General features: G+C 60.6%; 8 protein-coding genes. 4 read left to right on the top strand and 4 right to left on the bottom strand.

From position 1 onward, the window contains the following. Nucleotides 1–31 precede the first annotated feature (31 nt). The 3 genes from zipA to LIX91_RS19030 form a co-directional block, all read right to left on the bottom strand. A complete protein-coding gene (gene zipA / locus LIX91_RS19040) occupies nt 32–895 on the bottom strand; it encodes a cell division protein ZipA (protein WP_003415827.1) in 864 nt (287 codons plus the stop codon). A gap of 250 nt (nt 896–1,145) precedes the next feature. Then, nucleotides 1,146–4,634 (bottom strand): chromosome segregation protein SMC, encoded by a 3,489-nt coding sequence (smc, locus tag LIX91_RS19035; protein WP_226488970.1) that lies wholly within the window; start codon nt 4,632–4,634, stop codon nt 1,146–1,148. Nucleotides 4,635–4,638: 4 nt separating this feature from the next. Beyond that, complete coding sequence (locus tag LIX91_RS19030) at nt 4,639–5,298, bottom strand: GntR family transcriptional regulator (protein ID WP_004410596.1); 660 nt, start codon at nt 5,296–5,298, stop codon at nt 4,639–4,641. A gap of 276 nt (nt 5,299–5,574) precedes the next feature. Between LIX91_RS19030 and xdhA the strand changes: the two genes are divergently transcribed. Genes xdhA through guaD form a run of 4 tightly spaced genes read left to right on the top strand, consistent with a single transcriptional unit; the run spans nt 5,575 to nt 11,708 of the window. Next, nucleotides 5,575–7,029 (top strand): xanthine dehydrogenase small subunit, encoded by a 1,455-nt coding sequence (gene xdhA / locus LIX91_RS19025; RefSeq protein ID WP_226488969.1) that lies wholly within the window; start codon nt 5,575–5,577, stop codon nt 7,027–7,029. Continuing rightward, nucleotides 7,022–9,541, top strand: coding sequence for a xanthine dehydrogenase molybdopterin binding subunit (gene xdhB, locus LIX91_RS19020; RefSeq protein ID WP_226488968.1), 2,520 nt, complete (start codon nt 7,022–7,024; stop codon nt 9,539–9,541). The genes xdhA and xdhB overlap by 8 nt, the downstream gene beginning before the upstream one ends. Next, nucleotides 9,538–10,377 carry a xanthine dehydrogenase accessory protein XdhC gene (xdhC, locus tag LIX91_RS19015; RefSeq protein ID WP_003415822.1) on the top strand — a complete coding sequence of 280 codons (840 nt, stop codon included), beginning with the start codon at nt 9,538–9,540 and terminating at the stop codon, nt 10,375–10,377. Before xdhB ends, xdhC begins: the two co-directional genes overlap by 4 nt. Nucleotides 10,378–10,394: 17 nt before the next feature. After that, nucleotides 10,395–11,708 carry a guanine deaminase gene (gene guaD / locus LIX91_RS19010; protein ID WP_226488967.1) on the top strand — a complete coding sequence of 438 codons (1,314 nt, stop codon included), beginning with the start codon at nt 10,395–10,397 and terminating at the stop codon, nt 11,706–11,708. Nucleotides 11,709–11,887: 179 nt separating this feature from the next. On the opposite strand, the gene LIX91_RS19005 is transcribed toward guaD, so the two are convergent. Then, nucleotides 11,888–12,305, bottom strand: a 418-nt coding sequence (locus LIX91_RS19005) for an IS3 family transposase (protein WP_226488966.1), incomplete at its 5' end; no start/stop codon positions are given.

The raw sequence follows: 12,305 nt of genomic DNA, 5'->3' as shown, positions 1-12,305 counted from the left end.
CTCATGATCGGGGACCTGCCCAAGGGCTTGCTTAACCGCGACGCTGGGTCAACGCACGACGCTCGAACTCGACGATGCGCTGGCGGTAATGCTCGATGGTCTGCGCGGTCATGACGCTGCGCTGATCATCCTTCAGTTCGCCATCCAGCTCGTGGGCCAGTTTGCGAGCGGCGGCAACCATCACGTCGAATGCCTGCTTGGGATGACGAGGGCCTGGCAAGCCGAGGAAGAAGCTCACTGCACGGGTGCTGAAATGGTCGATATCGTCCAGGTCGAACACGCCGGGCTTGACCGCATTGGCCATCGAGAACAGCACTTCGCCGTTGCCAGCCATGCTCTCGTGACGGTGGAAAATATCCATCTCGCCAAAACGCAGGCCGCTTTCCAGAATGTTCTGCAACAGTGCCGGGCCCTTGAAACCGCCTTCGCTGCGCGAGATCACGCTGATGACCAGTACTTCCTCAACCGGAGGCAGGTCCTTGTCTTCGGTGATGCGCTGGGCAGGCTTGTCGTCCGGGAAATCGTCGTCGCGGCCGGTGAACAGGCTCGGGCCGTCGAGATCCAGGTTCAGGTCGCCCTGCTGTGGCTCGTCCTTGCGCTTCTTGTCACTGCGTTTGTCGCTGTTGCTGCGCTTGCCTTCACGCGGGCTGGCGCTCATGGACGGCAGATCGTGCTCGTCGAGCTGCGGCTCCTTGTGCGTATCCAGCACACGGGGCGGCCCCAGCACTTCGGCAGACGTGGTTTCTTCTTCATCCGGAAGGTTGGAGAAGCTCCGATCCAGTCTGAATTTCAATTTACCCTTGCTGCCGCGCATACGGCGCCAGCCATCAAAGAGAATACCGGCGATGACTATTATGCCGATGACGATCAGCCACTCGCGCAGACCGATTTCCATGTAATCCAGTGCCTCTAATGAAGAAATCTGAAAATAAGGGCCTAAACCCCTTTAATACGTGGTGCCAAGTCTATGTTCTGACTGGCAATTCGCCCACGCGAAAATAAAAAGTGGTCACTAAACTAGCACGACCAAAGGTAACTTTACACCGTCTGTTACGTCTCTTCGCCGCCCAAATTGCCATCTTATGTACCAGCGTCTCATTTTCAGGCCTCCGGGCGGCCACTTGTCCGCAGAACGAGGCGTCGAATCAGGCATCCACCAGCGCCATCGCCTGCTCCACATCCACCGCGACCAGCCGCGAACAGCCGGGCTCGTGCATCGTCACCCCCATCAGTTGGTCGGCCATTTCCATGGCGATCTTGTTGTGGGTGATGTAGATGAACTGCACCGTTTGTGACATTTCTTTCACCAAGCGTGCATAGCGACCCACGTTGGCGTCATCCAGCGGCGCATCCACCTCGTCAAGCATGCAAAACGGCGCAGGATTGAGTTTGAAAATGGCAAACACCAGCGCCAGCGCCGTCAGGGCTTTTTCACCACCCGACAGCAAATGAATGGTGCTGTTCTTCTTGCCAGGGGGACGCGCCATGATTGTCACCCCAGTATCGAGTAAATCTTCGCCTGTCAGTTCCAAATAAGCTGAGCCACCACCGAAAACTTTTGGGAAAAGTGCCTGAATTCCGCTATTTATCTGATCGAAGGTATCCTTGAAGCGGTTTCGGGTCTCCTTGTCGATCTTGCGGATGACGTTTTCCAGAGTGTCCAGCGCTTCGACCAGATCGGCATCCTGCGCATCCAGATAGCGCTTGCGCTCGGACTGCTGCTGATACTCGTCGATGGCCGCGAGGTTGATCGCGCCCAAGCGCTGAATACGCCCGGCGATGCTTTCCAGTTGCTGCTCGGCGGCCTGCTCACTGGCTTCCGACGTCAGCGTGGCGAGTACGCCGTGCAGGTCGTAGCCGTCTTCATGCAGCTGGTCCTGCAAAGCTGTGCGACGCACCGTCAGCGCCTGCCACTCCAGACGCTGTTGTTCCAGCTGGCCACGCAGCAGTTGCGATTGCTGCTCGGCCTGGGTGCGGCGTTTTTCTGCCTCACGCAATTCGCGGTCAGCGTCTTCGAGTGCATTCTTGGCGATGCGCATTTCGTCATCGACCACCATGCGCCGTTCCAGCAACTCTTCAAGCTTGAGGCGCAGCTCTTCGAGCGGTGCCTCGCCCTCCTCCAGATTCAGGCTCAGTTGCTCGCGCTTCTCGGTAAGCCTTTCGGACTGCATGCGCAGGCGCTCCAGCGCCTGGCGGGTCGAATCGTATTGCGCCTTGATCGAGCCCAGACGCACCGCCAACTGATGACTGTGATCCTTGTGTTGCCGAGCATCCTGACGTATCCGGTCCAGACGCTCACGCAGCGCATCACGCTGGGCCTGTAGCACCTCGCGCTGTTCGGTATCCTGCGCCATGCTGTCCAGTGCGTCCTGCAATTGCAGGCGCGACTCGCCAAGGTGCTCGTGCTCGACAGCGCGCTGCTCGCCCAGCTCGGCCAGCTCCTCATCAAGGCGGGTGCGCCGCAGGGTCAATTGCTCGACTTTTACCCGGACCGCCGACAGCTGCGCTTTCAGTTCGCTTTGCTGACGGGTTTCGTCCTGCACGCGACGGCGCAACTGCTCACGCGCGTCTTCCTCCTGCGACTGTTGCTCGCGCAAGACCAGTAATTGCTCTTCCAAAGTGGCCAGCGTCGCTTCGCGCTCATCGCGTTCCAGACCCAGCCGCTGTAATTCCTGACCGCGCGCCAGCACACCGCTCTGCGCTTCACTGGCGCGGCGTACACGCAAAAAGTGCCGCCCCACCCAGTAGCCGTCACGACTGATCAGGCTTTGCCCGGCGCTGAGTTGTGCGCGTCGCGCCAGCGCCTCGTCCAGGTTCTCGACCGGAATCACCTGGCCCAGCCAGGCGGACAGATCAACCGTGCTGTCGACCTTTTCCAGCAGGCTGCCCGGCGCGCGAACCGTGTCAGCACCCGTGCTGAGCAAACGCAGATCGCCCTGCTGAAAACCGGTCAGATCGAGCCCGTCGAAGTCATCCACCAGCACCGCCTGCAAATCCGCGCCAAGCACGGTTTCCACGGCCAGTTCCCAGCCGGCTTCGACGCTCAGCCCCTCGACCAGACGCGGTCGCTCGGCCAGTTGCTGATCACGCAGCCACTCGGCAGTGCCGGTGTCCGGATCAAGTGCAGCCTGTTGCAGCGCCTCCAGGGACGCCAGCCGGCCATTGAGACGTTGCAGCTCGCCCTGCGCCTGCTGTTGCGCCTGACTGGCGTGCTGCAACGCCTCGCGCAATTGCTCAAGACGCTCGACCGCCTGCTCTTCGCCCATGTGCAGCTCTTCAAGGGTCATGTCGCGGGTGGCGAGGTCTTCGCTCAATTGCAGAATGGCCGCATCTTCCGGGTCCGCGGCCAGCAGTTGACGCTCTTCGGCCAGCCGCCGCTGGCGCTCTGCAAGGCGTTCGATGCTCTGTTCCAGTTGCTGAATACGTGACTGCTGGACCTGTGCCTGACGCTGCGGCTCGGCGGATTGTTGATTGAAGACGTCCCACTTCTCCTGCCAGCCCTGCATGGCCGCTTCGGCGTCTTCCAGAGCGATGGCCGACTCCTCGGCGGCGGCGCTGGTCATTTCCTGCTCGGGCTCGAGCATCTCCAGCTCTTCGCCGAGGGTGGCGAGCAAGGTGGTGTCGTGCCCAAGGTGCGATTCGGTTTCCTGGCGGGCACGCTCGGCTTCGCGCAGGTCATCCTGCAATTGGCGCAGCCGCTGCTGACCGTGCTGAATGCTCTGCTCGACGCGGGCAATGTCGCCGCCGACCGAATAGAAGCGGCCCTGCACCAGGTTGAAGCGTTCAGACAGGTCATGGTGGCCGTCGCGCAGCCTTTCGATACTGGCATCGGCACTGCGCTGATCGGCCACCAACGCCTCGAAGCCCACTTCCTGATTGCCGATCACCGCCTCGCGCTGGCCCACCAGATCATTCAGCGCCTGCCAGCGCAGGGCCGACAATTGCGCTTTCAGCTGGCGCTCTTCAGCCTTGTATTCCTGATACTTCTCGGCGGCCTGAGCCTGTCGGTGCAGACGCTCCAGCTGGCGCTCGAGCTCTTCACGCAGGTCGGTCAGACGCGCGAGGTTCTCGTGGGTGCGACGAATGCGGTTTTCGGTTTCCCGGCGCCGCTCCTTGTACTTGGAGATCCCTGCGGCTTCTTCGATGAAGTTGCGCAGGTCTTCGGGCTTGGCTTCGATCAGCTTGGAGATCATGCCCTGTTCGATGATCGAATAGCTGCGCGGCCCCAGGCCGGTGCCGAGGAAGATGTCGGTAATGTCGCGACGGCGGCATTTGGTGCCGTTGAGGTAGTAGCTGTTCTGGCTATCGCGGGTCACTTTGCGGCGGATGGAGATTTCCGCATATGCCGCGTACTCGCCCACCAGCGTGCCGTCGGAGTTGTCGAAGACCAGTTCGATGCTGGCCTGGCTGACCGGTTTACGGCTGGTGGAGCCGTTGAAGATGACGTCGGTCATCGACTCGCCACGCAGGTTCTTGGCCGAGCTTTCGCCCATGACCCAACGCACGGCGTCGATGATGTTGGATTTGCCACAGCCATTGGGGCCGACGACAGCCGCCATGTTGCTGGGGAAGTTCACCGTGGTGGGGTCGACGAAAGATTTGAACCCCGCCAGCTTGATGCACTTCAGGCGCACGGCGTCAGCCCTTTGCCAGGGCGGCCAGCACCAGCTGGCAGCTGCGCTGACAGTAGCTGACCAGCACGACACGAATCTTCGGTATATCCCGCGCCACCACTGCGCCAAGCAGTTCGTCGAACAACGCCAGGTAGTCGCCCATATCGGCCTTGCGTTGCTCGAGCGCGAGGAAATAGCTGCGGCTCATGGAAGGCTGCAGGTTCTCGACGGTTTCCTCGAGGTACGGGTTGTTGGCGAACGGATAGGCCGCGCGCATCACATTGAAGCTCTCTTCGACGAATGCGTTGACGTCCTGCTGCTCGAAACTGCCCTGCAGACGCTGTTGTATCTGCACGAACGGCGCAAGATCCTCCTCGGTCTTCCAGCGCTCGACCACCGCATTGGCCAGCAGAATGTACAGCTCGCTCATCAGGCAGCACAGGCTGGTGACATTGTGTGCGTTGAGCACCGTAACCTGTGCGCCACGACGCGGCAGGATCACCACCAGGTGGCGGCGCTCCAGAATCAGCAGTGCTTCGCGCACGGAGCCACGGCTGACGTTCAACGCCTGCGTGACTTTCTGTTCCTGGATACGCTCTCCAGGCTTGAGCTCACCGCGAATGATCCGCTCGGCAAGATGATGAGCAATTTGCTCAGCGAGGCTGTCCGGGGCCTTGAACGTCATGATTATCCTTCAGAAAAAACCAGTTCCGCATGCAAGTCGCGGAGTGTATCGCAACCGGCGCGAGTGGCGCAGGGCCATAAACACGGAAACTGGCACGAAATACGCAAAACCTTGAATACAGCCGGCAGGCGATTCAAGAACCAGAGGTTGTTTGATCGGCAGATGACCGAAAAACTCAATTTCCTGACTCTGAGGTCAGAAACAAATTGACCCAATAAACAGAGCTGATAGATTCATCGACATGTCTGATGACAATAAACGTGAGGGCTTTGCGCCGTGATTCAGTTCCTTTTGAACCAAGAGCTAAAAACCGAGCGCAGCCTGAATCCGAACATGACCGTGCTGACCTACCTGCGTGAGCAGGCACACAAGCCCGGTACCAAGGAAGGTTGTGCCAGTGGTGACTGCGGTGCCTGCACCGTCGTGGTGGGCGAGTTGCACAGTGACGACGACGGCGGGCAAACGCTGCGTTATCGCAGCCTCAATTCGTGCCTGACATTCATGGCGTCGCTACACGGCAAACAATTGATCAGCGTCGAAGACCTCAAGCATCAGGGCCAGTTGCACAGCGTGCAGAAGGCTATGGTCGAGTGTCATGGCTCGCAATGCGGCTTTTGTACCCCGGGTTTCGTGATGTCGCTGTTTGCCCTGCAAAAGAACAGCAGCGAAGCCGATGCCCACCAGGCCCACGAAGCACTGGCCGGCAACCTGTGTCGCTGCACCGGCTATCGCCCTATTCTGGCCGCCGCCGAGCAGTCTTGCGCGCAGCGCCTGCCGGACCAGTTCGATCAGCGCCAGGCGCAGACCGTCGAACGCCTGCGCGCCATCGCCCCGGCCGGCACCGATGAACTGAATGACGGCGAAAAACGCTGCTTCATTCCGCTGACCGTGGCGGATCTGGCGGACCTCTACGACCGCCATCCACAGGCGCGTCTGCTGGCCGGCGGTACCGATCTGGCCCTGGAAGTCACGCAGTTTCACAAACAGTTGCCGGTGATGATTTACGTCGGACACATCAACGAGATGAAGGGTGTGAAGCGTTTCGACGACCGCCTGGAGATCGGTGCAGCAACCCCGCTGACCGATTGCTATGCAGCGCTGAAAGCCGAATACCCGGACTTTGGCGAGTTACTGCAGCGCTTCGCCTCGTTGCAGATCCGTAATCAAGGCACGCTGGGTGGCAACATCGGCAACGCCTCCCCCATCGGCGATTCCCCGCCGCTGCTGATCGCCCTTGGCGCGCAGGTCGTGCTGCGCAAAGGCAACAGTCAGCGCACCCTGGCGCTGGAAGACTATTTCATCGACTACAAGGCCACGGCCCGTCAGGAAAGCGAGTTCATCGAAAAGATCATCGTCCCCACCGCCTCTGCGCGACAGATTTTCCGCGCCTATAAAGTCTCCAAACGGCTGGATGACGATATCTCGGCGGTCTGCGCGGCTTTTCGCCTGACCCTGGAAGACGGCGTCATCCACGAGGCTCGCGTAGCGTTCGGTGGTATGGCAGCGATTCCCAAGCGTGCAGCGGCCTGCGAACAGGCGCTGATCGGGCAACCATGGAACCATGCAACCGTCGAGCGCGCCTGCGCGGCACTGAGCGAGGACTTCACTCCGCTGTCGGATTTCCGGGCGAGCAAGGAATACCGCCTGTTGAGCGCGCAAAACCTGCTGCGCAAGTACTTCATCGAATTACAGACCCCAGTCGTTCCAACGCGGGTGACTGACTATGTCTGAGCATTCCCCAAACAGCACCCAGGCCGAGATGCTGGCGGTATTTCAGCAGGGTCTGAACACCGGCGTGGGCCGCAGCGTCAAGCACGACAGTGCCGACAAGCACGTGTCCGGCGAGGCGGTGTACATCGATGACCGCCTGGAATTCCCCAACCAGTTGCACGTCTACGCACGCCTTTCCGACCGTGCCCATGCGCGTATCGTCAGCATCGATACCTCGCCCTGCTACGCCTTCGAAGGTGTACGCATCGCGATTACCCATCAGGATATTCCGGGGCTCAAGGACATCGGGCCATTGCTGCCCGGCGACCCGCTGCTGGCCATCGACAAGGTGGAGTTCGTCGGGCAACCGGTGCTCGCGGTGGCGGCTCGCGACCTGGACATTGCACGCCAGGCGGCCATGGCGGCGATCATCGAATACGAAGACCTGCAACCGGTGCTGGATGTGGTCCAGGCCCTGCGCCAGAAGCATTTCGTGCTCGACAGCCATACCCACAAGCGTGGCGACTCTGCCGCTGCGCTGGCGCGCGCAACCCACCGCCTGCAGGGCAACCTGCACATTGGCGGCCAGGAACATTTTTACCTGGAAACACAGATCTCTTCGGTGATGCCGACCGAAGACGGCGGCATGATCGTCTATTGCTCGACCCAGAACCCCACGGAAATCCAGAAGCTGGTGGCCGAGGTACTGGGCGTGCCGATGAACCGCATAGTGGTGGACATGCGCCGCATGGGCGGTGGTTTTGGCGGCAAGGAAACCCAGGCGGCCAGCCCGGCCTGCCTGTGCGCAGTGGTTGCCCGCTTGACCGGCCAGCCCACCAAGATGCGCCTGCAACGCTTCGAAGACATGCAGATGACCGGCAAGCGCCACCCGTTCTACATCGAGTACGACGTGGGCTTCGACGATGACGGTCGTTTGCAGGGCATACAGCTGGATCTGGCCGGCAACTGTGGCTATTCGCCGGACCTCTCGGCGTCCATCGTCGACCGCGCCATGTTTCATGCCGACAACGCGTATTACCTGGGCGAAGCCACCGTCAACGGTCATCGCTGCAAGACGCACACAGCGTCCAACACCGCCTACCGGGGCTTTGGCGGCCCGCAGGGCATGGTCGCCATCGAAGAGGTCATGGACTGCATTGCACGCTTCCTCGGCAAAGACCCGCTGCACGTGCGCAAGGCCAACTATTACGGCAAGACCGAGCGCAACGTCACCCACTATTACCAGACGGTCGAACACAACCTGCTGGAAGAGATGACCGCCGACCTTGAGCAAAGCAGCCAGTACGCCGAGCGCCGCGAAGCGATTCGTGCGTTCAATGCCGGCAGCCCGGTGCTGAAAAAAGGCCTGGCGCTGACACCGGTCAAGTTCGGCATCTCCTTCACCGCCAGCTTTCTCAATCAGGCCGGTGCGCTGATTCATATCTACACCGACGGCAGCATCCACCTGAACCATGGCGGCACTGAAATGGGCCAGGGTTTGAACACCAAGGTCGCGCAGGTCGTGGCCGAGGTGTTCCAGGTGGACATCGAGCGCATCCAGATCACCGCGACCAACACCGACAAGGTGCCGAACACCTCGCCCACTGCGGCTTCGAGCGGCACGGACCTGAACGGCAAGGCGGCACAGAATGCCGCTGAAATCCTCAAGCAAAGGCTGGTGGAGTTTGCTGCCAGGCACTATCAGGTGAGCGAAGCAGAGGTCGAGTTCCGCAACGGCCATGTGCGGATCGGCGAGCTGCTCCTGCCGTTCGCCGAGCTGGCGCAATTGGCATGGATGGGCCAGGTGTCGCTGTCGAGCACCGGCTATTACAAGACGCCGAAGATTTTTTACGACCGCAGCCAGGCGCGTGGCCGGCCGTTCTATTACTACGCCTTTGGCGCTGCCTGCGTGGAAGTCATCGTCGATACGCTGACCGGCGAATACAAGATGTTGCGCACCGACATCCTGCACGACGTCGGCGCGTCGCTGAACCCGGCCATCGATATCGGTCAGGTCGAAGGCGGCTATATTCAGGGCGCCGGCTGGCTGACCACCGAGGAACTGGTGTGGAACGACAAGGGCAAGCTGATGACCAGCGGCCCGGCGTCCTACAAGATCCCGGCAGTGGCGGACATGCCGCTCGATCTGCGCATCAAGCTGGTAGAGAACCGCAAGAACCCGGAAGACACGGTGTTCCATTCCAAGGCCGTCGGCGAGCCGCCGTTCATGCTCGGCATCGCCGCCTGGTGCGCCATCAAGGACGCCGTGGCGAGCTTGGGTGACTACCGTCATCAACCGAACATCGACGCCCCGGCGACACCGGAAAAAGTGCTGTGGGGCTGTGAACAGATGCGCCAGAACAGCGCTGCGCGTCGTGCCCCCAGCGAAAGGGCCGAGCCGACTGTTTCTGCATCTTCGCGAGCAAGTGAAGCTTCGCCAGGCTCGTCTTCACCTATTCAGGACGCCCCCGTGGGAGCGAGCTTGCTCGCGAAGGCGCCTGGCCTGGATCACTCTGTCCTGGAGCAGAAATGAACAACTGGATCAGCGCCCTGGCCGAGCTGCAGGCCCGTGGAGAACCCGGCATTCTGGTGACGATCATCGAGGAGCTGGGCTCCACACCACGTAATGCCGGATCGAAAATGGTGGTCTGCGCCGAGCACATCCACGACACCATCGGTGGCGGCCACCTGGAATACAAGGCCATGGAAATCGCCCGCGAGATGCTTGCCAGCGGCACCCGGCAGACGCGCCTGGAACGCTTCAACCTAGGTGCAAGCCTGGGCCAGTGCTGCGGCGGCGTGAACGTGCTGTTGTTCGAACCGATGGGCGAGCCCGTCGCGCAGATCGCCGTGTTCGGTGCCGGTCACGTCGGCCGCGCCCTGGTGCCGCTGCTGGCCAGCCTGCCCTGCCGGGTACGCTGGATCGACAGCCGTGAGCAGGAATTCCCCGAGTCGATGCCCGAGGGCGTGACGAAGATCATCAACGACGAGCCGGTCGACGAGGTCGCACAACTGCCGGTCGGCACCTATTGCATCGTGATGACCCACAACCATCAGCTGGATCTGGAACTGACGGCCGCCATCCTCAGGCGTGGCGACTTCGGTTACTTCGGGCTGATCGGCTCGAAAACCAAACGGGTCAAGTTCGAACATCGCTTGCGGGAACGCGGTTTCGACGCCAGTCTGCTGCAACGCATGCGTTGCCCGATGGGCCTGGCCGAGGTCAAAGGCAAGCTGCCCATCGAGATCGCGGTGTCGATCGCCGCGGAAATAATCGCCACTTACAATGTCAGCTTTGGCCAACACACCGCCAACGCCGAACCTATCGCCAGACTGCTGCCTGCATCGCGCCGCAGTCAGTCGCAATGAGTCACAACGAGAGTGCCATGAGTTCAGTTTCCTGCCGTAAAGCCTACCGCGCCGCCATCGTTCACAGCCTCGCCGACCCGGCCGAAGTGGTGCTGGAGGCATCCTATGAATACTTTGCCGACGGCTTGCTAATGGTCGAGGACGGCAAGATCGTTTCGGTGGGTCACGCTGCCGATTTGCTGGAGCGCCTCGACGACGATGTCGAGCTGATTGAATACCCGGACGCCCTGATCACACCGGGGTTCATCGACACCCATATTCACTTGCCGCAAACCGGCATGATCGGCTCCTACGGCGAGCAATTGCTGGATTGGCTCAACACCTACACCTTCCCCTGCGAAAGCCAGTTCGCCGACCCCGCGCATTCGGCGCAGGTGGCCGACATCTTCATCAAGGAATTGCTGCGCAACGGTACGACCACGGCGCTGGTGTTCGGCAGCGTGCACAAGGCATCGGTCGAGGCGTTTTTCAGCGCGGCCCAGGCACTTGATCTGCGCATGATCGCCGGCAAGGTGATGATGGACCGCAATGCGCCGGATTATCTGGTCGATACGCCAGAATCCGGATACGCCGACAGCAAGGCACTGATCGAACGCTGGCATGGCAAAGGACGTTTGAGTTACGCAGTGACCCCACGATTCGCGCCGACCAGTAGCCCGGAGCAGTTGAGTCTGGCTGGCCAGTTGCTCACCGAGCATCCCGGCCTGTACCTGCAGACCCACATCAGCGAGAACATTCAGGAGATCGAGTGGGTCAAGGCGCTGTTCCCGGAGCGCAAGCATTACCTGGACGTCTACGATCACTTCAACCTGCTCGGCGAGCGCTCGGTGTTCGCCCACGGCGTGCACCTGTGCGACGAACAATGCGCCCGACTGGCGCAGACCGGTTCGGCGATTGCCTTCTGCCCGACCTCCAACCTGTTTCTGGGCAGTGGTTTGTTCAACCTGCCAATGACCGAGAAGCACAAGGTGAATGTCGGCCTGGGCACCGACGTGGGTGGCGGCACCAGCTTTTCGATTCTGCAGACCCTCAACGAGGCCTACAAAGTCATGCAGATGCAGGGCGCGCGGCTCAATCCGTTCAAGTCACTGTACCTGGCGACACTGGGCGGCGCGCGGGCGCTGCGTCTGGAAGACAAGGTCGGCAGCCTGAAGCCCGGCAACGAGGCCGACTTTCTGGTGCTCGACTACAACGCCACCCCGCTGCTGTCGTATCGCTTGAAGCAGGCGAAGACCATCGAAGAGATTCTGTTCGTGCTGATGACCATCGGTGATGACCGGACGGTGAAGCAGACCTGGTCGGGTGGCCGATTGGTGCATGACAGAGGCTAGCACCTCGTTCCTCACGCTCCAGCGTGCCAAGAGGACGCGGAGCGTCCAGAACGGCATGACGACGCGGAGCGTCGCACGATAGTTGATTCTCCTGGCCAGACCGACGCAAAGCATCAGCACGAAGTTGAGATTATCGTTCCCTACGCTCCAGTGGACTGCCCCCCAAAAGTTGGACAGTTTTAGCTTACCGCCTGAGCCCTGTATTTCACGGGGCTCAGGCCGTCTAGCTTCAGCTTGATGCGGTCATGGTTGTAGTAGCGGATGTACTCATCCAGGCCTGCCTTCAGCTCTTCTATGCTTTCAAATCGTTTCAAATAGAAAAACTCGGACTTCAGCGTACCAAAGAAGCTTTCCATTGCGGCATTGTCCAAGCAATTTCCTTTACGTGACATGCTTTGCTTAACGCCCTTTACCGCCAGCTTTTGACGGTACTGCGCGTGTTGATATTGCCAGCCTTGATCCGAATGTATCACAAGCTTCGGCTCGTCTTGCAGCTGCTGCAACGCCTTGTCCAGCATATTGGTGACCAGCTCAAAGCACGGCCGGGTAGACACTTCGTACGCCACGATTTCAGCGTTGTACAAGTCCATCACAGGC

The organism is Pseudomonas sp. B20, assembly GCF_020515755.1.
In the GTDB taxonomy this organism is placed as follows: Bacteria; Pseudomonadota; Gammaproteobacteria; order Pseudomonadales; family Pseudomonadaceae; genus Aquipseudomonas; species Aquipseudomonas syringae.
This window is presented reverse-complemented; position numbering and strand designations above follow the sequence as displayed.

Bases quoted from the DNA above. Each gene is read 5' to 3' on its own strand.
- xdhC (WP_003415822.1), top strand. From the start codon at position 9,538: ATGAACAACTGGATCAGCGCCCTGGCCGAGCTGCAGGCCCGTGGAGAA.
- zipA (WP_003415827.1), bottom strand. From the start codon at position 895: ATGGAAATCGGTCTGCGCGAGTGGCTGATCGTCATCGGCATAATAGTC.
- guaD (WP_226488967.1), top strand. From the start codon at position 10,395: ATGAGTTCAGTTTCCTGCCGTAAAGCCTACCGCGCCGCCATCGTTCAC.
- LIX91_RS19030 (WP_004410596.1), bottom strand. From the start codon at position 5,298: ATGACGTTCAAGGCCCCGGACAGCCTCGCTGAGCAAATTGCTCATCAT.
- xdhB (WP_226488968.1), top strand. From the start codon at position 7,022: ATGTCTGAGCATTCCCCAAACAGCACCCAGGCCGAGATGCTGGCGGTA.